Below are 22,738 nucleotides of genomic sequence, written 5' to 3'. Positions count from 1 at the left end.
GATGACCTGGTCGATCGTTGCCCGAGAGCCGGAAACCGGACATCTTGCCATCGCCGTCGCCACACGCTTCTTTGCCGTCGGCAGCATCGTGCCGCATATTCGCGGCGGCATCGGCGCGGTTGCGACGCAGGCCTTTGCCAGCCCGCTCTACGGCATCGACGGACTGGCCATGCTGGCAGCGGGCCATGCGCCTGGCGAAATCGTTGAGGCGCTGAGCGCTCGCGACGAAGGCCGCGAGCAACGGCAGTCCCACCTCATCGACAGCAAAGGCAACAACGCCGCCTTTACCGGCGCCAAGTGTATCGATTGGGCAGGCCATCTGGTCGACGACAATGTGTCTGTTGCCGGCAATATGCTGGCCGGGCCGCAGGTAATTTCCGAAACGCTTGCGACCTTCAAAAAGACTGCCGGCAAACCACTCGCGGAACGGCTGCTCGAAGCGATGCGCGCCGGCGAAGACGCCGGGGGCGACAAACGTGGCAAGCAATCGGCAGCACTCGTCATCCACCGCGACCAGGATTATGCCTGGCTGAACATTCGCGTCGACGACAGTGCCGATCCGCTCGCCGAACTCGAACGGCTCTATGCGGTTGCACAGGAACGTTACCTCCATGTTGCCGAGACCATGCCGACGCGACAGAACCCCAGCGGCATGACCGACCGGCGGGAGATCGACCAGACAATCGCCGCTCTTGAGGCCAGGAGGATTGCCGAGGGCAGGCCTTCGGCTTCCCATGCCACAATGGCAGCTCCATCGTGAACAACTTCGATTGAAGCTCGACCAATGGTAAAATCATAAAAGGGAACTTCATGCCGACCGTTGCAGCGCAGATGACCAATCCGGGCACCCAGCCTGTTCTTTCTGTCTCCAATCTCACCACATCGTTTCTCGTCGATGGCGAGTGGCGCACGGTTGTCAAGGATATCTCCTTCGACGTCATGCCGGGCGAAACGGTCGCGATCGTCGGCGAAAGTGGTTCCGGCAAGAGCGTGACCTCGCTCTCGATCATGCGGCTGCTTGCCAGGGCCAGCAGCCGCATCGAGGGCTCCGTGAAGCTCAACGGCCGCGATCTCCTGGCATTGCCGGAGGCAGAGATGCGCAAGGTGCGCGGCAAGGATGTCGCGATGATCTTCCAGGAGCCGATGACTTCTCTCAATCCGATCTTCACCATCGGCCGGCAGATTTCCGAGGCGCTGACCTGCCACGGCAATATTTCCAAGGCCGCGGCGAAGGCGGAAACGATCCGCCTGCTGGAAAAGGTGCGTATCCCCAATGCGTCCTCGCGCTTCGACGAATATCCGCACCAGTTTTCAGGCGGCATGCGCCAGCGCGTGATGATCGCCATGGCGCTTGCCAGCCGCCCGAAACTGCTGATCGCCGACGAGCCGACAACCGCCCTCGACGTGACGATCCAAGGGCAGATCCTCGACCTCATCAAGGTGCTGCAGGAAGAGGAAGGCATGTCCGTCCTCTTCATCACCCACGATATGGGCGTCGTCGCCGAAATCTCCGATCGCACGATCGTCATGTATCGCGGCGAGGCGGTCGAGACCGGCAAGACCGACGATATCTTCCATCGCGGCCAGCACCCCTATACCCGCGCCCTGCTGTCAGCCGTGCCGCGCCTCGGCTCGATGAAAGACCAGCCGCAACCGCTGCGCTTCCCGGTCGTGGACGCAAGCACCGGCGAGCGCAGCGAACCGAAGGCGCTCGCCGACACCGTCGATCACGGCAAGACCCCGGTGCTGGAAGTGAAAAACCTAGTCACCCGCTTCGATCTTCGAGGCGGCCTGCTCGCCCGTCCGACGGGCGCCATCCATGCCGTCGAGAATGTCTCCTTCGATCTCGCCCAGGGAGAAACGCTGTCGTTGGTCGGAGAATCCGGCTGCGGCAAGTCGACGACCGGGCGCTCCATCATGCGCCTCATCAACCCCAAATCCGGCGAGGTTCGCCTCGACGGCTATGACGTGATGAAGCTCAATACGCTCGATCTGCGCCGCATGCGCCGCAGCATCCAGATGATTTTCCAGGATCCGTTTGCCAGCCTCAATCCGCGCATGACGATCGGCGCTGCCGTTGCCGAACCCTTCGTCGAGCATCGCTTGGGCACGCGCGCCGAAGCGCGGGAAAAGGCGGCCGATCTTCTGGAACGCGTTGGCCTGAAGGCCGATATGATGAGCCGCTATCCGCACGAATTCTCAGGCGGCCAGCGCCAGCGCATCTGCATTGCCCGGGCGCTCGCGCTTGATCCGAAAGTGATCGTCGCCGACGAAAGCGTCTCGGCGCTCGACGTGTCGATCAAGGCGCAGGTCTGCAATCTGCTGATGGATCTGCAGCAGAGCCTCAACCTCTCCTATCTCTTCATCTCGCACGACATGGCCGTGGTCGAGCGCGTCAGCCACCGCGTCGCCGTCATGTATCTCGGCGAGATCGTCGAAATCGGCCCGCGCGCCTCCGTATTCGAAAATCCGCAGCACCCCTACACCAAGAAGCTGATGGCAGCCGTCCCGGTACCGGACCCCTCGCGACGCGGCATCCGGCGCAATCTTGCCGTCGACGAATTGAAGAGCCCGGTGCGCCCGGTCGGATATCAACCACCGGCGCGACGTTACCGCGAAGTCTCGCAGGGCCATCTAGTTCGAATGGAAGAGGCCGCTTGAGGCGACTTCCGGCCTTGACGCCGCCGAAATCCGGGCAAATATCGGCATCCTGTTTTCCATCTCATCTGGAGTTGAATGATATGACCGATAATGTGCTCGATATTCCGGTAAAGAGGATCGATGGCAGCGATACGACGCTTGCCGACTATCGCGGCAAGGTCATCATGGTCGTCAACGTTGCGTCCAAATGCGGCCTGACGGTGCAGTACGAAGGGCTGGAAAAGCTTTACGAAACGAAGCGCGACGAAGGTCTTGTCATCGCCGGCTTCCCGGCCAACGACTTCAAGGGCCAGGAGCCGGGCAGCGACAAGGAGATCCTGGATTTCTGCACCCTGACCTACGACGTCCAGTTCCCGATGTTCTCCAAGATCGCGGTTACAGGTGAAGAGCGCCATCCGCTCTATAACAATCTCATCGCCTCAGGCGTCGAGACGACAGGCGACGGGCCAATGCGCGAGCGCCTGGCAAAGCACGGCCTCGAAACCGGACAGGATGGCGGCATCGTCTGGAATTTCGAAAAATTCCTCATCGGCCGCGACGGCAAAGTAGCCGCTCGCTTTGCTCCCGATGTAACGGCCGACGATCCGCGCCTCCTCTCGGTTCTGGAAGAGGAGCTGGCACGTGCCGGCTGAGGCGCCCCAGCACCTTGCGAACCTGCAAAAATAACACATCACATCAATAGGTTGCGCCTGTTTTCAGGGCATGGCTGAGCTTGTTCAGCCGGATGGCGTAATTGCCTGCCATCCGGCCCAGGAGTATCCTTCCCCATCCGAATACATCGCAATGGAACGCTGCATCAATTCTGATGGGAGGATGTCATGCGCGAACCTGATATGCAAAAACTCGATACCCTTGTCGGGCGCCTGGTCGGCGATCTCGGCGCGGCGGTCTCAGGTGTGCTGGTAACGCTCGGAGATCATTTGGGCCTGTTCAGGGCCATGGCCGATGGAACGCCGATGACCTCGGCGGAACTAGCCGACAAGGTCGGCGTCAAGGAGCGCTATGTGCGCGAATGGCTGTCCGCTCAGGCAGCCGCCGACTATGTCAGCTACGACGACAACACCGAACGCTTCTACCTGACACCGGAACAGGCAATGGTGTTTGCCGAGGAAAACAGCCCTGCCTTCTTCGCGGGCGCTTTCGATGTCGTTCAATCCATGTGGGTCGACGAGCCGAAGGTGGTCAACGCCTTCAAGACCGGCAGCGGCCTTGGCTGGCATGAGCACAGCGCCTGCCTGTTTCGCGGTACGGAACGTTTTTTCCGAACGGGCTACAACAGCCATCTCATTTCGGAATGGATACCAGCGCTCGACGGCATGAAGGAAAAACTCGAGGCCGGAGCTATCGTCGCCGATGTCGGCTGTGGCCATGGCGCCTCGACCATCCTGATGGCAGAGGCGTATCCGAACTCGACCTTCTTCGGCTTCGACTACCATCTCCCGTCCATCGAACGAGCGAAGGCGGCTGCAAGGGAAGCAGGCGTTGCGGGCCGTATCACGTTCGAGCAGGCGACTGCCAAGGATTTCCCGGCTGCCGACTACGATCTCGTGGCAATGTTCGATTGCCTGCACGACATGGGCGATCCCGTCGGTGCCGGCAAACATATCAAGGAAACCCTCGCCGATGACGGCACCTGGATGATCGTCGAGCCTTTCGCACATGATTGCCTGAAGGATAACCTCAACCCGATCGGTCGCGTCTACTACGGCGCTTCAACGATGATCTGCACACCGGCCTCGCTATCGCAGGAGGTGGGACTGGGTCTGGGCGCACAGGCGGGTGAGCTGAAACTGCGCAAGGTTGCCATGGATGCGGGCTATTCGCATTTCCGCAAGGCGACCGAAACGCCGTTCAACATGATCTTTGAAGTCAGGGCATGAAAATCGTGCCGCGGCTTCGGCTAGCGCGCGGCACGTATCTCATAGACGCTGCCCATCTTCGCCGAACAACGACGCGAGCGTCGGCTGAAAATAGACCGGCTGCTCGGTATCGAGCGCGACATCCTCATCGGCGTCGATACGCACCGACAGCGTCTCGCCGCCGACCTGACCCCAGATCAGATTGTCCGAGCCCATGGGCTCGACGATGGTGAAGGTCGCCGGCAGGCTGGCGGCCCGCCCGCCCGCGGGCTGGAACTGCATCTGCTCGGGCCGGACGCCAAGCGTCGCCTTGCGGCCCTCGCCGGGTGTACCGGAAAATTCATAGCCGTTGAGATCGATCTTGCGGCCGTCGGGCAAGGTGAAGGCCGGCACGCCGCCATTGCTCGTCACCTGCCCCGACAGGAAGTTCATCGAGGGCGAACCGACGAAGCCGGCGACGAAACGATTGACCGGGCGGCGATAGATCTCCTTCGGCGAGGCGAACTGCTGGATGACGCCTCCACTCATGACAGCGATACGATCGGCAAGCGTCAACGCCTCGATCTGGTCATGGGTCACATAGATCATGGTCGAGCCGAGGCCGCTGTGCAGGCGCTTGAGCTCGACGCGCAGCTCGGTTCTAAGCTTAGCATCGAGATTGGATAGCGGCTCGTCGAACAGGAAGACATCGACGTCACGCACCAGGGCACGGCCAATTGCGACGCGCTGGCGCTGGCCGCCGGAGAGCTCACCCGGCCGCCGCTTGCGCAAGGGATCGATCTGCAGGATCTGCACGGCGCGGTCGACACGCTGAGCGATTTCGTCCTTCGCCATGCCGGCGATCCTCAGCCCGAAGGAGAGATTTCCCTCGACCGTCATCGTCGGATAGAGCGCATAGGACTGGAACACCATGCCGATGCCGCGATCTTTCGGCTCTTCCCAGGTCACGTTCTTGTCGCCAATCCAGATCTGGCCGTCGGTGATGTCGGTCAACCCGGCGATCGCATTGAGCAGTGTCGACTTGCCGCAGCCGGACGGGCCAAGCAGCACGATGAACTCGCCGGATTGTATTTCGAGATTGAGCGATTTCAGGACGCTGACGCTGCCGAAATCGATTGCAAGTTCGCGAATGGAAACATTGGCCATGAGCTATCCCTTGACTGCACCGGCGGTGATGCCGCGCACGAACCAGCGACCCGAGCCGAAATAGACGATCAACGGCACCAAAGCGGTGAGAATGGTCGCCGCCATGTTGACGTTGTAGAGCTTCTCGCCCTGGGTCGAGTTGACGATGTTGTTGAGCTGCACGGTCATGGGGAAGTTTTCCCGGCCGGCGAAGACGACGCCGAAGAGGAAGTCATTCCAGATACCGGTCACCTGCAGGATCGCCGCGACCACCAGGATCGGGATCGACATCGGGATCATCAGCCGGAAGAAGATCTGCCAAAGCCCCGCACCATCGATGCGGGCCGCCTTGAAGAGCTCCATCGGCAGGCTGGAATAGTAATTGCGGAACAGAAGCGTCAGAACCGGCAGGCCGAAGACCGTATGGGTGATGATGATGCAGGGCAGCGTCGAATAGATGCCGACGTCGCGATAGATCAGAACCAGCGGGTAGATAAAAACCTGATACGGGATGAAGGCGCCGAGCAGCAGGATGGCAAAGAGCACGTTCGCCCCTCGAACCCGCCAGAAGGACAGCGCATAACCGGTCAGCGACGAGATCAGGATCGACAGGATCATGCTCGGGATCAGGATCTTCACCGAATTCCAGAAGCCGACGCTGATGCCGCCGCATTCAAGCCCGGTGCAGGCTGTGCTCCACGCCTGAACCCAGGCATCGGCCGACCACATCTGCGGAAAGGCGAAGATATTGCCTTGCCGGATCTCCGGCATGGATTTGAACGAGGTGACGAGCATCACGTAGAGCGGCAGCAGGAAGAACAGTGCCGCAATGACGAGAAAGAGATAAAGGCCGATGCGGCCGGGGGTCAGATGCTGCGGCTTGCGCCCAGTCGGACCCTGCATGGCACCAGTGACGGAAGATGGCGTTGTCATCAGTTCCCCCTCGGCTTTTCGCGGAAATATTCAAAGTAGAGCCAGGGCGTCACCAGGATCACCACGGTGATGAACATCACTGTCGATGCGCCCGTTGCGAGCCCGATGTTGCCGCGCCCAAAGAGGTAATCCATGATGAACTTGCCGGGCACTTCGGTCGAGATTCCCGGCCCCCCGCCCGTGGTCGCCAGCACCAGCTCATAGACCCTGACGACAGCAATCGCCAAAAGCACGCTGGCTGTGATGATGGTCGGTCTCAGGATCGGGATGACGATGTGAAGATAAACGCGCCAGCTCGGTATGCCGTCGATACGCGTCGCCTTCCACAATTCGCGGTCGACGCCTCGCAGACCCGCGAGCATGATCGCCATGACGAGACCGGACGATTGCCAGATGCCGGCAAGCACGATGACATAGAGCGCGAGATCGCTCTGGACGATCCAATCGAAGCGGAACCAGGTAAAGCCGACGCTGTCCGCAACCTTTTGCAGGCCGAGCGTCGGGTTCATGATCCACTGCCAGACAAGCCCGGTGACGATGAAAGACATCGCAAAAGGATAGAGGAAGATCGTCCGGAAGGTGTTTTCGAAACGAACCTTCTGATCGAGCGCGACGGCGAGAAGAAAGCCGAGGATCAGACAGCCGACAATGAATAGAATGCCGAAGACGACAACGTTCTGCAGCGATATCAGCCAACGCGCCGTGGCAAACAGCCGCTCATATTGCTTGGTGCCGACAAAGATATTGACCGGCAACACCTTGCTGTCCGTGAACGATATCCAGATGTTCCAGACGACAGTGACGACATAGGCCAGAAGCACAATGGCGAAAGCCGGAAACAGGGCCACATAGGGCGAAATATGCATCTTCCTGCGACTGACGCTCGCAGGTGCGACAACCGCCTTTACGGCAGTGGCGCTCGTGTCTGGGCTGCTCATGGGCGCGCTCCTCCTCAGCATTCATGGAAACCGGCGGCAGGCTCACCTGCCGCCGCATGGATGTCGATCGAAGCTTACTTCGCCTGTTCGATGACCTGCGCAAACTGCGTGGCGAATTGGTCTGCCGTCATGCTGGGCGTCGTCCAGTATTGGGCGATGAGATCGCCTTCGGTCTGGACGATGTCCTGCGGGGTCAGCACGTCAGGAGCAAGGATCTGGCGGCTCGGGTCCTTGAGCGCGTTCAGGCCCTTCTGGGCGCAGGCGTCGAGCTTCGACGTATCCACGTCGAGACGCACGGGTACGGAACCCTTCTTGGAGTTGAAGGCAAGCTGGCCTTCCTTCGACATGATGACCGTTGCGAGCAGGGTCTGGGCATCGGTGGCGGTCTTGTCCTTCAGGACCGGGAAGACGAAGATATCGCCGCCCATCATGAAGTTGGATTCGCCAGGCCCGAGAATGCAGCCGAAATCCTTGTCGGCGACGAGGCCGGCATGGATGAACTCACCCTTGGCCCAGTCACCCATGAACTGGATACCGGCCTTGCCATCGATCAGCATGCCGGTCGCAACGTTCCAGTCGCGGTTCGGGCTGCCGGGATCCTGATAGTTGCGCAATTTGGCAAAGACTTCCGCCACGTGCTTGAACTTGTCGGACTTGACAGCATCCGTGTCGAGATCTTTCCACACCTTGGCATAGAGGTCCTTGCCGCCTTCGCCGAGCAGGATGGCGTTGAACATCGACTGCAATTGCCAGGGCTGACCGCCGACGGCGACCGGGATCAGGCCGGCGGCTTTGATCTTGTCGAGCGCGGCAAACATTTCATCCCAGGTCTTCGGCTCTTCCGTCACGCCGGCCTTGGTGAAAACGGCCTTGGAATAGAAAACCCAATTCTGGCCGTGGTCGTTGATGGGAGCGCCATAGATATGACCCTGGAACTGAATGGCCTGATAAAAGGCCGGCGTCAGAACCGACTTCCAATCCTGCTCCTTGGCAAGATCGTCGAGCGGTCGCAGCAGACCCTGCTGGGCAAGTTCGTTCATCTGCGTGCCGGTGTTGAACTGCATCGCCGTCGGCGGATTGCCGCCGATGATGCGGTTGATGCCGATCGGGCGAGCGGTCGAGCCGGAGCCGGCAATCGCGGTATCCACCCATTCACCGCCGGCGGTGTTGAAGGCCTTGGCCAGTTCCTTCACGGCTGCGGCTTCGCCGCCCGAAGTCCACCAATGCAGGACCTCGGCCTTCTTGCCTTCGGCCAGAGCGCCGGTTACGCTCGCCGCGACCAGCGTCGTGGCGCCGACCAATGCCATCATCAATTTGCGCATGCGTTCCTCCTCCTTTGACGGCGTTCTCCAAACGCCTGTGTTCAGCCGCCGCCGTCGCCAGACATCGGATGCCGAATCTCCTGATCCTCCAAAACTATGCTGCAGGGCCTCCGTTCCCCGCAGCAAGTGAGCAATGCTTCACTCAGGCATTGCCCCTTCGTCAAGCCCGCAGTCCGAAAGGACCGCATTTTCTCAACTCTATAGCGCACTCAATGAGAAACGTCCCTCATTTATTGCGCGCGGTATCGGATCAGGACGGCCGCAGCTACTGTGGATTGCAACCACGCGACGCGACTGGGCGGAGCGTTCGAATGCCATCATGACTTCCAAAGCGTGGAAGGCAAGCTCCGACGATACGCGATGCTGCCGGCTCGAGCGAAGGGAATCCACCATTTCGGCCGCGCCCAATCCGCGCAGTCCGAGATGACCGGGCACACCCTCCGTATAGGGATGATCGACCGGGATCTCCTCCCACACTTCGCCGCCATCGCGGAATATCTCGACCTTGCCACTGAAGTTATTGGGGTCCGGCGTCACCATGGAGCCTTCGGAGCCGTAAAGCTCGATCTGATTGTGTTTGTGCTTGATGACATCGAAGCTGGTGGCGATGGTGACGGTCGCGCCGCTATGAAATTCCATCACACCCGTCAGATGCGTCGGCACCAATACCTTGATCGTCTCGCCTCGGCGCGGATCGGTCTTCACCGTGCGCTCGATGCGGGTGATCTTCGCGGTCCCGAAAACTTCGCGCACGGGACCGAGCAAGGCAATGAGGTTCGTGACGTAATAGGGGCCGACATCAAGCATCGGCCCGCCACCGCGGCCATAGAAGAAAGCCGGATTGGGATGCCAATGCTCATGACCGGGCAAGAGCAGCATGGCGGTCGCCGAAATCGTCTTGCCGATGCGCCCTTCATCGAGCAAGCGCCGCGTCAGCTGGTGACCACCGCCGAGGAAAGTATCTGGAGCGCAACCAAGCCGCAGGTCTCCTGCCCGCGCAATCGCCATCAACTCCTCCGCCTCGGCCATCGAAACGCCAAGCGGCTTTTCCGAATAGACATGCTTGCCGGCAAGCAATGCCTTCTTGCTGATGGCATAATGCGAGACCGGCGTCGTCAGGTTGATGATGAGGCCGATCTCCGGGTCGGAGAGCATCGCATCGAGCGCAACGGCTTCGATGCCGAACTGCTCTGCGAGTTTGCGCGCCGACGTATCATAAAGATCGTAGACCGATTTCACGCGAATGAAATCGAACATGTGCAGGGTCGCGACATAGGTAGCGCTGATGTTGCCGGCGCCGACGATGCCGACTTTCACGGGCTCGTTGTTCATTGGATTGCCTCTTAGGAAATGGTGATATCAAGTTCGGCGGCAACAGCGCGGAGATAGCTCATGCCGCGTCGCATCTCGTCATCGAATTCAGCGGTCGCTTCACGGAAATGGGTCCAATGCGATGCCCCCGGCGCATCCTCAAGCTCCAGCGTGATCGGGCCGGAATAGCCGATGGCCTGAAGTGCTGCGAAGATCGCCTTCCAGTCGATCTTGCCGCGTCCCGGCCGCCAATGAGCGTTGGTGTGGCCCTCATTGTCGGAAAGATGCGTATTGAAGATGCGATCGCCGAGCGCCAGCACGACATAATGCGGCATGTCGCCAGCCGGAAAGAGATGACTCGGATCGAAATTCAGGCCGAGATTGGGTGCACCGGTGCGCTCGATCAGGCGCAGCATGCCCTGGCCGGAGCTGACCCAGCGATAGGGATGCGGCTCGATCGCGACCCTGAGACCCGCGTCAGCAGCAATCTCGCAAGCTCGGGCAAATCCCTCGACCAAGACATCATATTCACCCGGCCAGTCCCATTGCGGCTCGACGGCCGCGCTCCACTCCTGCGAAATCGGCCGCTGCAGGATCGGTTTGACGTCGGATTGAAACGGATAGGGTGTCATGCTGGTGACGATCGGCGTGCCGATGGCCGCGGCGACATCTATTCCCCGCTTGTAGCCGTCGAGATCGACGGTCGACACGGCGGCATTCGTGGCGCGGCTGAACGGCAGATTGAAGAAGAAGTTGGTCAGAACCAGCCCCTCTCCATCGGCAATCTCCTTCAGCTCGCGAATAGTTTCGGGCGTGTAATAGGCCAGCATATCCACCGACCATGCTGTGAGCTCAAAACCCTTGCACCCGGTTCGAGCGAGCCGCCGCAAGGGCGCCTGATAGGGCGGGTTCCAGTTGAAGGTCCAAATTGGCGATCCGAAAAAAAGCGAGCCGCTGCTCACATCATCCTCCCGTGGAATACGGACCTGCCCAGTGTAGGGCTCCGCGCCTGTGTCATGGGTACTGCCAACGAGCCTCCCACTCAATTTTGGCAATCCGTAACGTTACGATTATGGAAAATGGTGACGCTGTCAATCTCTTATGATTTGGGATTTCCTACCGGCTTCCACTCAAATATCAAAATTCGTAACGTCACGAATTTCTTGCGGAGATCGGCTCATATTGTGATCGGTGGCATATTGGGGTGAGTAACAATGGGCCTAAGCGGGAGCCTTGCTTGCAATAGGCAAGGCGGTAAAACCATCAGCAGCCTCCACCGCTTCAATAAGAGCCACGGTAGCCGGTCGTGCAACACCAGCAGCGATTGCGGCGTCAGGCTCTATCAGCAATTGATTGACGCCGGGCCGTTTTAGACCCGGCGTCTTGATCAGGTCAGGCTTTTACGACACTTGCCTGATAAATCTCGTCAATGGTCTTCGCGAGGCTGGCGTCGAATTCGGCGTCGCTCATCGATACACGGAGGTCTTCGGTCAAGGCGCGCGAGAAGCTGGCGATCATTCCATGGTTATGGCTGAGCTTCTCACAGGCATCCGTGCGGCTGTAGCCGCCCGACAGCGCGACGACACGGGCCACGACCTTGTGATCGACGAGGGGCTTGTAGAAATCAGGAACCGTCGGGATCGTCAGCTTGAGCATCACCTTCACGCCTGCCGGCACAGTGTCGAGCCTCTGCGCAATCTCGTCGCGCAGGATGGCTTCGGCCTCCTGCTTGGTCGGGCTCTTGATCGAAACTTCCGGCTCGATGATCGGCACGAGACCATGGCCGAGGATCTGGTGACCGATTTCGAACTGCTGCTTCACCACCGCGGCAATGCCGGTCTTGTCGGCGTTAGCAATCACCGAGCGCATCTTGGTCCCGAAGATACCCTTCTTCACCGCACGGGCGAGCAAATCGTCGAGATCTGGCATCGGCTTCATCACCTGCACGCCGTTCTCCTCGGCTGCCAGTCCCTTGTCGACCTTGAGGAACGGAACGACGCCGCGGTCCTGCCAGAGATAGGAGGGAACCGGCTTACCCTTCGCCTCTCCATCCATGGTTCGCTCGAATAGGATGGCGCCGATCACCTTGTCTCCGGAAAAGGAAGGAGCCGTCATGATGCGCACCCGCATTTCGTGCATCAGACGGAACATTTCCTCATCGCCGCTATAATCGGAATCAGCGATCCCATAGAGACGCAGGGCGCCCGGTGTCGAGCCTCCGCTCTGATCGAGCGCGGCGATGAAGCCACCCTCACCCGACATCTGCGACAACATCTTTTCGTCAGCCATACTTTTCTCCCTATTGCGCAGCGCCGCGTGGCGCATACGGACTTTCTGGATCGGACAAGCCTTCCGGCATCACCGATCGGTTACAAATATCGACCTTGGCGAACAATCTCGCCCCTGGAGCGGTCATGCAAGCCTCCAATATCTGAGAAACCTAACGGAATTCCCTTTGTTATCCAGTCGAAATGCACAGCATTTTCGAGAAATCAATGACCACGAACCACGGAGTTTTGGGTATGACGGCTCACCAACACGGTCCTTTCCGCGCCAACTCGTCGAATAAACCGATTAAGGCGGCTATTACCGGAAGATCGCGTGCCTAGGCCCGGTCGAATAATATTTCAGCTTCGGCTTTTCGCCACCTGTGTGACTTGAGCCGTTTTGAGCTACTTCGCTTTTGGTTTGGGTTTTGCAGCACGTTTTCCTGGCGCAAACGAACGGGAAGGACGAACGGCATCGCAATTTCCGGACGCTCATGAGGAGATACCATAACCATCGAATCCTGAGACGATAGTGGCGTAGAACCTGCGACAGTTTCAGAATATCAAGTCGATATCGAACGGTGGTTTTCAGCGCTTGGATCCGGTAGCGCTACCTCATCCATCTTCAGCTATGCTCACCTGCCCACGGCATAGCATTCGCGCTTCCGCTCAGCCCACAGATTGCGACATCGCTCAAGCGCGACGCAGCTGGCTGTGGTGATCCACGAATTCGGCGCGAACGACTTCACGCAGCTCGACCGGATTTTCGCCGGCGATCGCCCGATGCAGGAAGGCGGCCAATCGCTCCCCTATCGCGTGGTTCGAGTAATAGAAGGTGCTAAGCGGTGGATTGAAGAAATCGGGCAGTGCCGTGCCGCCATAGGTGATCAGGGCGAAATCCTTGCCCGCCTGCCGCCCGGCATCGCGCAGGCCGGCAAGGAAACCGAGAGCAGCCTCTTCGCTGGCCACGAAGGCGGCCGTCGCCTCCGGGTGCGAGGCCGCGACACGTTTTGCCATCTCGCGCCCGTTGTCAGGCGTCACCGCAGTAAAATGGATGAGACTATCCGGAACACTCAAATGGCGTTCGGCAAAGGTCCTGCGCCAGCCGCGAACGAATTGCAGGCTATAGGTGAACTGGCGGCTCGGCGCAATCAATAGCGGCATGTTGTGTCCGGCATCCAAAAGCAGGCGTGCAGCCTCCGCGCCGATCACTTCATGATCGAGATCGATGCTTGGATGAGCGCTCAAGAGCTCGGTGCGGCCGAAAGTGACAAAGGGCATGCCGACCTCGAGCAGATATTTGACGCGATCGTCCTGTGGGGTCGTATGCGTGATGATGATACCGTCGACCGATCCCTCCTCGACGATATCGCGCACCGTCGCGAGCGGATCGTCGGCCTGGAGCTGCGGCACGATCGTGGTACGGTATCCCCGCGCCTTCATGTAACGCGAGGCGCCCTCGATCAGCGAGGCAACGACGATGTTCATCTCACCCTCACGCCCGAATGGCAACACGATGCCGATGGCGTGGGTCTTGCCGGTGCGCAGATTGATGCCGCCGAGATTCGGGCGATAACCGAGCTCGCCAGCGACACGCTTGACCAGCTCGATCGTCTCCCGATTGACCTCGGGACCTTCCTTCAACGCTCGGCTGACCGTCGTCACCGAAAGACCGAGCGCTGTCGCAACCGTCCGCAGCGTCACGCGCTGGCCCGCCTCGCGCCGCAAGCCGCGCCCTAGCGCCAATCCATGCACCTTCGACAAATCATCTCGCTCCGCCATGTCGGCGGGAGAATGCCCGCTGCCAGGCGAGGATGCAAGCACGGGTTACAGTCAACGCAGGAGAGATAAATGCTTGTTTAGGCCGTCTCTCCAACCACGGTCAGGCGGCACGCGGACACAACTCTAAGCATTAATATTCAGCAAGCGTTCAGAAAAGCAATTTTAAGGTGCAGATGTTTCATTTATCTGTCACCGGGGGAATCTCATGGATAAATATACGAGAACTGTTTTGACGATCATTGCCGTATCGTTGCCGCCATCGCCATTCAAAACACGATCCCGTCGGCGAAAGCCCGCGGCGGATGTGGCGAAGAATCGTATAATCCCTGCTTTGTAAAGCTCGTAAACTGATGGGATTTGGTGCTTGTCGTCCAGCGTTGTAAATGTTTGGACCTGCCGCTGCATTCATAGCGGCAGGTCCAAAACTATTCTTCGTCATCAAATAGCGCGCATCGGCTTGTCCGGAACTGCTTCGGCAAGCCTGTAAGACGTCAGTCCTGCTCTGCGATCTTGCGCGCAGCCTGAATGGCGGTGCGCGCACCTGCCCTTAGCTGTGCCGTTTCCGTGCCGGCGATAACCAGATCGAGGCCGAGCTTGAGATATTCTCCGGCACGAGCGCCGTCGCCTCCAAAGGCGCAGATCACCTTGCCGTGGGCACGGCAGCGTGCAAACACGGTCGCAAGCGCTTGATCGATCGCGGCGCTATCGGGCGCGAGCCGGGCACCGTTCGAAAGCGCAATCGAAAGATCTGACGGACCGACGAAGATGCCATCGATACCGTCAACGGCAAGAATCTCGTCGATCGCGTCCAGAGCAGTCCGGGTTTCGACCATGGCGATGGTGACGGTCAGGCTATTGGCACTCTGCAGATAATCTTCGGCTGGCAGGCCAAAATGATTGAGCGCCAGCGACGGACCCCAACTGCGTTCGCCGAGCGGCGGATACTTGGTTGCCTTCACCAGCGCACGGGCGTCATCGGCGGAGTTGATCATCGGCGCGATGATGGCAGAGGCGCCAGCATCGAGAAGCCGCGAGGCGGAGGCGAAATCACCGACGGGAATGCGAGCGATCACCGGCTTGCCGGCCAGACGCACATAGGCAATTCCGTTGGCGGCAGACTCCATGTTCCACATGCCATGCTGCATATCGAGCACAACGGTATCGAAATCCTCCTGCGCCAGATGGTTGACGAGCATCGGGTCGGGTATGCCGACCCAGCCGGAGATCATGCCGCCGTTCTCGCGGCGCTTCAGGCGTCCGGCAAAACCGCTAATGTCAGTCGTCATCGTCTTTCCTCACCTATCAACAACAGGCTCTTCTTTGAAGCCAGCCTCGACCGCCAAATCCCGGCGAGCCGTTGCAATCGACAATACCCAATTCCCGTTGCCGGGCCACTCGAAAGTGCACATGCGACAGACGCAGATGGATAAAACAAGGCTTCAACCGCAGCGCCTACCGCGCATGAAGGTGATTTCAACATGCCAGACGACCATGACAAATATGCAGCTATTTCGGTTGGTTAGGCGGTGAATCATATAGACGGCGTCGCAGGAAAGCGACTGGAAGCGGGCGATGCCGTCAGTCCAACGACATCGCCCGCCCATTATTCAAGCTCCGATGAGCGCGCGACATGCGGCGTCTAAAGGTCTCCTTTGCCCGCGACTTCAGAGAGCCTGCGGGCCGCTGCGCGAATTGGAACCCCGTTGTGGATTTTTCGCGAATTTTGAGCAGTCAACGCCCCGCAAAACGCTGCTTTGCAAAGTCCGTGACCGGCGTATAGAGGCTGATCAGCGTTCCATCAGGATCACGGATCTGGCCCGCGCGGTTGCCCCATGGCATCAGCTTCGGCTCGTGCACGACCTCCACCATATCCTTCAACCGCGCAAATTCGGCATCGACATCATCGACCTGGAATTCAATGATGAGCGAACGATTGGCTGAGGGTTCGGCGCTGCCCTCGCGAAACAGGGCAACGGTATCAGCGCTTCCGATCGCAAGCGTTGCTCCGGGAGTGACGATCTCGGCAAAGACCGGCGCCCGCCACTCGGCCGATTGACCCGTGACCATCTCATAAAAGCCGACCATCTTCTTGATGTCTGAAGCAATCAGACGCGTGGATGCTAATTTCATCGGAGGCTCCTTCAAAAATCCCGCCGACGGTGTCGTGGCGGCTCGAAGGCTCTTGTCGCATAAGGCTGTTGCCACCATACTGGCAGCAGGAGTCAGCAGGAATGCGTCGCGCCGACCGTTTGTTTCAGATCATACAGATATTGCGTCGGTCCAGCCGGCCGGTGACTGCCGCCGCGCTCGCGGATGAACTCGAGGTCTCGAAGCGCACGGTCTATCGCGACGTTGCCGATCTGATGAGCCAGCGCGTTCCGATCGAGGGCGAGGCGGGCTTCGGATATCTGCTCTCACCCGGCTATGAAATGCCGCCGCTGATGCTGACACCCGAGGAGATCGAGGCTGTCGTCCTCGGAGCACAATGGGTTGCGGATCACGCCGACAAAACCCTCGCCAATGCCGCACGCGATGTGGTTGCGAAGATCACCGCGATTGTTCCCGCACATCTGCGTCCCTTCATCCTGGAGCCGAGCGTCGGCGCCAGACCCGTCATTCCGGGAGCGGAGGAAGAAAGCATCGACCTGCAGATGCTGCGCGTCGCCGTCCGCGAAGGGCGAAAGCTTCGGCTGCTCTACCGCGCCGAAGCGGGCGAGGAAACGGCAAGGACGGTGTGGCCCGTCATCCTCGGCTATTCCGATACGAGCCGCATTCTGGTGGCATGGTGCGAGCTACGCCAGGGCTTCCGGCACTTCCGCACGGAGCGAATTCTCAAGGCTGATATGCTTGATGAAGGTCATGGCCTGCGGCCAGGCGAGCTGCGTCGCCGCTGGTCCGCCTGGCGAGAGGCCGAACTCCAGCACTCCCTGCGGAAAAAGTAAGTGTCGGGTGCCGACGCAATTGTCCGCCGGCACCCGATCATCTCAGATGATCCCACCGCCACCGGCAACCGATGCAGGGCGCTCGGCGGCGACCTTGGCGCGATAACCGCTCGCCCTGTAGGTCGCGACCGGATCGATCGCGCCGCCGGCGCGGCGACGTGCTTCAGCAAGGATGGGCTCGACATCGGCGCGATAGGCACGCTTCAGCGTTTCCGATGCCATCAGAGCGTCGTTCGCGTCCTGATAATCGCCGAGCGCGTTGCGATCGACGATCAGCGCCTGCGCATAGGCGCGGCGGATCTCGTTGGCGCTGGAGATCAGGCTTTCGATCGGGTCCGTGACATTGTGCGACTGGTCGATCATGTGAGCCGGATTGAAGTCGTTGACTCCACGCCGTTCGGCGTCGACCAGCTCGTTGAAGACGAGGAACAGGCGATAAGGCTCGATGGCGCCGGCATCAAGATCGTCATCGCCATATTTCGAATCGTTGAAGTGGAAACCGCCAAGCTTGCCGAACTGGATGAGGCGCGCGACGATCATCTCGATATTCGTGTTCGGCGCGTGGTGGCCGAGATCGACGAGGCAATGCGCCTTGGGGCCGAGCGTTTGCGCAATCAGGTAATTAGTGCCCCAGTCCTGAACCACAGTCGAATAGAAAGCCGGCTCGTACATCTTGTGCTCGGAGAACAGCCGCCAGTCATCCGGCAACGCCTTGTAGATATCGGCCATGGCGGCGAGATAGCGCTCGAACGCCTTGGTGAAATTCGTCTGGCCGGGGAAGTTCGAGCCGTCACCGATCCAAACGGTCAGTGCCTTCGAGCCGAGCGCCTTGCCGATCTCGATGCATTCGATGTTGTGCTCGACCGCCTGGGCGCGCGTTGCTGCGTCGACGTGGCTGAGCGAACCGAACTTGTAGGAATGAGCCTGGCCGGGCGCATCGGAAAATGTATTGGAGTTCATGGCGTCAAAGCCGAGGCCGAGCGCGTCGCCCTTGGCTTTGAGCTCACGCGCATCCGCCTTGTCCCAGGGAATATGCAGCGAAACCCTCGGCGTTGCCCGTGTCAGCTGCTGGATGACGGCGCAATCATCGAGCTTGTCGAAAATGCCGCGCGGCTCGCCGGTACCGGGGAAGCGGGCGAAGCGGGTGCCGCCGGTACCAACACCCCAGGACGGGACGGCAACGAAGAATTCGGAAACCTTCTTGGTGACGGCCTCGATATCGACGCCGCGACGGGCGAGCGTGGCGCCAAGCGCCTCATAGTCGGATTTCAGCGCGGCGGCGCGCTTGTCGTTTTCTGCAGCAACCAGATCGGGCGCAATTCTAAACTCGGCCATTCTTTCCTCCCAGACGATGAAGGCCCGCGCCGGCAAGCATAGCCGCGGCGCAGGCCGTTTGATATCAGCGCGTAAAGCTCTGCGCGTTGCCGGCGTCGACGTTGATGATGTTGCCGGTCGACTTGGCGGACAAATCAGAGGCCAGGAAGTAGATCGCCTCGGCAATGTCCTCGGGGAAGACATTGAGCTTCAGCATCGAGCGCTTGCGGTAATGTTCCTCGAGCTCATCCACCTCGATCTTCGAGGAGGCGGCGCGCTGCTCGCGCCATTCGCCGTTCCAGATCTTCGAGCCGCGAAGGACGGCATCGGGATTGACGGTGTTGACGCGGATGCCGGCTTCTGCACCTTCCAGCGCCAGGCAGCGGGCGAGATGGATCTCTGCTGCCTTTGCCGTGCAATAGGCGGCGGCATTCGGCGAGGAGGCCAGACCGTTCTTCGATGCGACGAAGACAACGTTGCCACCGAGATTTTGGCGGCGGAACAGCCGGAAGGCTTCGCGCGAGACGAGGAAATAGCCGGTCGCGAGAATATCGATATTACGGTTCCACATCGAAAGCTCGGTGCTCTCGATCGGCGCGGACGAAGCGATACCGGCATTCGATACGAGAATGTCGACGCCGCCGAATTCGACGCAAGCCTCGGCAAAGGAGGAGATGACGGCATCTTCCTTGGTGACGTCCAGCTTGACGCTGCGCACCGCATCCGCACCATATCTCTTGGCGAAATCGGCCTGTGTGCTTTCAAGTGCTGACTGGTCGATATCAGCCAGAACGACGCAGGCACCCTCGCCCACTAGGCGTGCCGCCGTCGCACGGCCGATGCCGCCGGCGCCGCCGGTGACGAAAGCGACGCGGCCGGCAAGGCTTTTCGGCTTGGGCATGCGCTGCAGCTTTGCCTCTTCCAGCAACCAGTATTCAATATCGAAGGCTTCCTGTTCAGGCAGGCCTTGATATTCGGAAACCGTGGATGCCCCGCGCATGACGTTGATGGCGTTGACATAGAATTCGCCGGCGATACGGGCAGTCGCCTTGTCGCGAGCAAAGGACAGCATGCCGACGCCGGGAACGAGGAAGATCACCGGGTTCGGGTCGCGCATTGCAGGCGAGTTGTCATGCTTGCAGTCGTTGTAATAGCGCGCGTAGTCGGCGCGATAGTCTTCCAACGCCTTGTCGAGGCCGGCAATGACGGCGTCGACATCAGGTGTTGCCGGATCGAAGTCTACGATCAGCGGACGAATCTTGGTGCGCAGAAAGTGATCCGGGCAGCTGGTACCGAGCGCGCCGAGCGGACGAAGGCTCTTCGAATTGACGAATTCGAGCACGGCATCCTGATCGTCGAAATCGCCGAGCTTGCGCTCGGCTTTGCCGATGCGACCGCGGATCTCCGGCATCAGCCGTGCGGCAATGGCGCGCCGCTCCGCCTGCGGCAGGCTTTCGACGACCGCGCCGCCGAAAATCGTCTTGCCTTCCGTCTTGGCGGCAAACCATTCGATCGCCTTGTTGATGATCTGAAGCGTCAGTTCATAGCATGCCTTGGCATCATTGGCCCAGGTAAAGAGGCCATGGCTTTCGAGCACGACGCCCTTGGCATTCGGGTGCGCCTTAACGAAAGCTTCGAGATCGAGACCGAGCTGGAAGCCAGGGCGGCGCCAGGGCAGCCAGCCGATGTCGTCGCCGAAGATCTCGCGCGTCAGTTCGCGGGAATTCTTGGAAGCCGCGATGGCGATGATGGCATCGGGGTGCATGTGATCGACATGGATGAACGGCACGAAGCCGTGCAGCGGCGTATCGATCGAAGCGGCGCGCGCATTGAGGTTGAAGGTGCAGTGCGGCAGGAAGCCGACCATGCGATCCTCGTCGGCAACGCCTTGGTAGATGTTCTTGAGGCTGTCGAGCTTGTCCTGATAGAGCGTCGCGAAACCGTCGAGCTTAATGGTGCCGACATCGCCGCCGGAGCCCTTGACCCAGAGCACCTTGACCTTTTGGCCGGAGAGCGGATCGGTTTCCATGACCTTGGCCGAGGTGTTGCCGCCGCCGTAGTTGGTGATACGCTTGTCGGCACCGAGCAGATTCGAGCGATAAAGCAGCTTGCCCGGCTCATCGAGACCGGCCGCATATGCATCATCCCAACGGTTTTTCAGAAGCTGAACGCCAGCCGCCATGTCATCCTCCCTTGAAAATCAAGTCCTGCAGGCGGATCGGATCATGAGTGGAACCGCCCTTTGTGAGCAGGGTATCGCTCACGCATGGTCACCTTGTCAATCGAAAACGATCAAATTCGATAATGTTGCGATGCAATATGAAAGTTTATGATCGTTTGTGATTGACACTTTGTCATATTTGCGAAATAACCGCCAATAAGGAGGAGCCGATGCACGAACGTGAACGCCATCGCATTATTCTGAGCGCCGTACAGGAAAAGTCTGTCGTGACGATTCAGGATATTTCCGAGCTGACCGAGGCTTCGGAAGCGACGATACGCCGTGATATCGCTGCCCTGCATGTGCAGGGAAAGATCCGGCGCGTGCGTGGCGGCGCGGAATCGATCCATCCCCCGCAACTTGGCAATCTGGCGGCACGGCCGTTCCGGGTCTCCGAAGCCGTCAATATCGATAGGAAACGCACAATTGCGCGCAAGGCCGCCGAACTCTGCAATCCCGGCGACGCTATCATCATCAATGGCGGCACGACGACATTCCAGCTCGTTCACTATATTTCAGCCTTCCGGCTGCAGGTAATGACAAATTCGTTCGCCATTGCCGAACATCTGGTCAAGCATTCGAAGAATACGGTGACAGTGCCGGGCGGCGCGATTTATCGCGAGCAGAGCCTGATCCTTTCGCCCTTCGACAATGACACCATTCGGAATTTCTACGCCCGGCGCATGTTTATTGGCGCACAGGGTGTTGGCCCGCTCGGCGTCATGGAAGCCGACGCACTAGTCATCCAGAGCGAACAGAAGCTCATGCGCCAGGCCGACGAGCTCGTCGTCATGGTGGATTCCAGCAAGTTCCGTCAGCGTTCAAGCCTGATCCTTTGCCCGCTCGAACAGGTTTCGACGATCATCACCGATGATGGCGTGACGGCAGAGACGGTACGCATGATCGAGGACGCCGGTGTTTCGCTTGTTATCGCAAGCGTTTCGGCTCAGGCCGAGGAGGAAGATTCCCCGTCGGTCGCATAAAATACGCGGCGATGGGGTGAGCATAGCCTATCAACTTTGGGAGGAAGTGACATGAATATAGCAAAGAAACTGGCGATCGGCGTTGCGCTCGCGGCCACGCTTTTCGCCGGTGCTGCAAGTGCCAAGGACATCAAGATTGGTCTCGTCGTGAAGTCGCTGGGCAACGGCTTCTTCGAGGCCGCCAACAAGGGCGCCCAGGAAGCAGCCAAGGATCTTGGCGGCGTGCAGGTGATCTACACCGGCCCGACCTCGACCACGGCTGAAGGCCAGATCGAAGTCATCAACTCGCTGATCGCGCAGGGTGTTGACGCCATCGCGATTTCCGCAAACGATCCCGATGCAGTCGTGCCGGCCCTCAAGAAGGCGGCGCAGCGCGGCATCAAGGTCATCTCCTGGGATTCCGGCGTCGCCAAGGCCGGCCGCATCCTGCAGCTGAACCCTTCGTCCAACGAGCTGATCGGCAAGATGTGCCTGACGCTCGCCAAGGATCATCTCGACGGCGGCAAGGGCAACTTCGCCATCCTGTCGGCAACGACCACGTCGACCAACCAGAACATCTGGATCGGCGAGATGAAGAAGCAGCTGAAGGACTTCCCGGGCCTCAATCTGGTCACGACGGTTTATGGTGACGACCTCTCGGACAAGAGCTATCGTGAGGCCCAGGGCCTCCTGACCTCGCATCCGGAAGTCAAGGTCATCGTTGCCCCGACGACGGTGGGCGTGCTTGCTGCTTCGCAGGCCGTCAAGGATGCCGGCAAGATCGGCCAGGTCTACGTGACCGGCCTCGGCCTGCCATCTGAAATGGCCGGCGCCATCAAGTCTGGCGCGACGAAGGAATTTGCGATCTGGAACCCGATCGATCTCGGCTATTCCGCAACGCAGATCGCCTATCGCCTCATCAAGGGCGAAACCGACGGCAAGCCGGGCAGCGAAATCAATGCCGGCCGCATGGGCAAGATCAAGGTTGGCGAAAACGGCGAAGCCGCCATGGCCGATCCGTTCGTCTACAACGCTTCGAACATCGATCAGTTCTCCAAGGTTTTCTGATCGAAAATCGAACTCGCAGCTCTCCGGCGGCGT

General features: G+C 59.7%; 19 protein-coding genes. 7 read left to right on the top strand and 12 right to left on the bottom strand.

Annotated features, from left to right (window positions below; all coding sequences use genetic code 11):
* Window position 1: 1 nt before the first annotated feature.
* The 4 genes from AC13Q5_RS17065 to AC13Q5_RS17050 all read left to right on the top strand — a co-directional run bounded on the left by AC13Q5_RS17065 (window position 2) and on the right by AC13Q5_RS17050 (window position 4,541).
* Window positions 2-760 (top strand): DUF1028 domain-containing protein, encoded by a 759-nt coding sequence (locus AC13Q5_RS17065; protein WP_488502519.1) that lies wholly within the window; start codon window positions 2-4, stop codon window positions 758-760.
* A gap of 50 nt (window positions 761-810) precedes the next feature.
* On the top strand, window positions 811-2,661 hold the full coding sequence (locus AC13Q5_RS17060) for an ABC transporter ATP-binding protein (RefSeq protein WP_488502518.1): 1,851 nt from the start codon (window positions 811-813) through the stop codon (window positions 2,659-2,661).
* Between the two features lie 80 nt (window positions 2,662-2,741).
* Window positions 2,742-3,293: a glutathione peroxidase gene (locus AC13Q5_RS17055; protein WP_075853931.1), complete on the top strand. Its 552-nt coding sequence runs from the start codon at window positions 2,742-2,744 to the stop codon at window positions 3,291-3,293.
* 186 nt (window positions 3,294-3,479) lie between these two features.
* Window positions 3,480-4,541: a class I SAM-dependent methyltransferase gene (locus AC13Q5_RS17050; RefSeq protein ID WP_488502517.1), complete on the top strand. Its 1,062-nt coding sequence runs from the start codon at window positions 3,480-3,482 to the stop codon at window positions 4,539-4,541.
* Window positions 4,542-4,580: 39 nt separating this feature from the next.
* Here AC13Q5_RS17050 and AC13Q5_RS17045 read toward each other — a convergent pair whose 3' ends face one another.
* From AC13Q5_RS17045 to AC13Q5_RS17000, 10 genes are all read right to left on the bottom strand, one after another.
* Window positions 4,581-5,666, bottom strand: a complete 1,086-nt coding sequence (locus AC13Q5_RS17045) for an ABC transporter ATP-binding protein (RefSeq protein ID WP_488502516.1) — start codon at window positions 5,664-5,666, stop codon at window positions 4,581-4,583.
* Window positions 5,667-5,669: 3 nt separating this feature from the next.
* A complete protein-coding gene (locus AC13Q5_RS17040; RefSeq protein ID WP_457879473.1) occupies window positions 5,670-6,578 on the bottom strand; it encodes a carbohydrate ABC transporter permease in 909 nt (302 codons plus the stop codon).
* On the bottom strand, window positions 6,578-7,444 hold the full coding sequence (locus AC13Q5_RS17035; RefSeq protein WP_075853927.1) for a carbohydrate ABC transporter permease: 867 nt from the start codon (window positions 7,442-7,444) through the stop codon (window positions 6,578-6,580). Before AC13Q5_RS17035 ends, AC13Q5_RS17040 begins: the two co-directional genes overlap by 1 nt.
* A gap of 146 nt (window positions 7,445-7,590) precedes the next feature.
* Window positions 7,591-8,838 (bottom strand): ABC transporter substrate-binding protein, encoded by a 1,248-nt coding sequence (locus AC13Q5_RS17030; protein WP_488502515.1) that lies wholly within the window; start codon window positions 8,836-8,838, stop codon window positions 7,591-7,593.
* Window positions 8,839-9,036: 198 nt separating this feature from the next.
* A complete protein-coding gene (locus AC13Q5_RS17025; protein WP_488502514.1) occupies window positions 9,037-10,170 on the bottom strand; it encodes a Gfo/Idh/MocA family protein in 1,134 nt (377 codons plus the stop codon).
* A gap of 11 nt (window positions 10,171-10,181) precedes the next feature.
* Entirely contained in the window at window positions 10,182-11,111 is a 930-nt protein-coding gene (locus AC13Q5_RS17020) for a sugar phosphate isomerase/epimerase family protein (protein WP_488502513.1), read from the bottom strand.
* Window positions 11,112-11,541: 430 nt separating this feature from the next.
* Complete coding sequence (locus tag AC13Q5_RS17015; RefSeq protein ID WP_488502512.1) at window positions 11,542-12,438, bottom strand: fructose bisphosphate aldolase; 897 nt, start codon at window positions 12,436-12,438, stop codon at window positions 11,542-11,544.
* A 671-nt stretch (window positions 12,439-13,109) separates the two neighbouring features.
* A complete protein-coding gene (locus tag AC13Q5_RS17010) occupies window positions 13,110-14,171 on the bottom strand; it encodes a LacI family transcriptional regulator (protein WP_488502752.1) in 1,062 nt (353 codons plus the stop codon).
* 518 nt (window positions 14,172-14,689) lie between these two features.
* Window positions 14,690-15,484, bottom strand: coding sequence for an HpcH/HpaI aldolase family protein (locus tag AC13Q5_RS17005; protein WP_488502511.1), 795 nt, complete (start codon window positions 15,482-15,484; stop codon window positions 14,690-14,692).
* A 445-nt stretch (window positions 15,485-15,929) separates the two neighbouring features.
* Window positions 15,930-16,328: a VOC family protein gene (locus AC13Q5_RS17000; protein WP_075853921.1), complete on the bottom strand. Its 399-nt coding sequence runs from the start codon at window positions 16,326-16,328 to the stop codon at window positions 15,930-15,932.
* Window positions 16,329-16,429: 101 nt separating this feature from the next.
* Here AC13Q5_RS17000 and AC13Q5_RS16995 point away from each other — a divergent pair, with 101 nt between their 5' ends.
* Complete coding sequence (locus AC13Q5_RS16995; protein WP_075853920.1) at window positions 16,430-17,140, top strand: helix-turn-helix transcriptional regulator; 711 nt, start codon at window positions 16,430-16,432, stop codon at window positions 17,138-17,140.
* A gap of 42 nt (window positions 17,141-17,182) precedes the next feature.
* On the opposite strand, the gene rhaI is transcribed toward AC13Q5_RS16995, so the two are convergent.
* Window positions 17,183-18,475: an L-rhamnose catabolism isomerase gene (gene rhaI, locus AC13Q5_RS16990; RefSeq protein ID WP_488502510.1), complete on the bottom strand. Its 1,293-nt coding sequence runs from the start codon at window positions 18,473-18,475 to the stop codon at window positions 17,183-17,185.
* 64 nt (window positions 18,476-18,539) lie between these two features.
* Entirely contained in the window at window positions 18,540-20,636 is a 2,097-nt protein-coding gene (locus AC13Q5_RS16985) for a bifunctional rhamnulose-1-phosphate aldolase/short-chain dehydrogenase (RefSeq protein ID WP_488502509.1), read from the bottom strand.
* A 209-nt stretch (window positions 20,637-20,845) separates the two neighbouring features.
* Here AC13Q5_RS16985 and AC13Q5_RS16980 point away from each other — a divergent pair, with 209 nt between their 5' ends.
* The gene (locus tag AC13Q5_RS16980) at window positions 20,846-21,658 is read left to right on the top strand and encodes a DeoR/GlpR family DNA-binding transcription regulator (RefSeq protein WP_488502508.1); all 813 of its coding nucleotides are present in this window, start codon (window positions 20,846-20,848) and stop codon (window positions 21,656-21,658) included.
* A gap of 51 nt (window positions 21,659-21,709) precedes the next feature.
* Window positions 21,710-22,705, top strand: coding sequence for a rhamnose ABC transporter substrate-binding protein (gene rhaS / locus AC13Q5_RS16975; RefSeq protein ID WP_488502507.1), 996 nt, complete (start codon window positions 21,710-21,712; stop codon window positions 22,703-22,705).
* The last annotated feature ends 33 nt before the right edge of the window (window positions 22,706-22,738 follow it).

This window comes from Martinezella sp. CNPSo 3964 (assembly GCF_057784375.1).
Note: the sequence above shows the minus strand (reverse complement) of the source record. Positions and strands in the feature narration are given on the sequence as shown.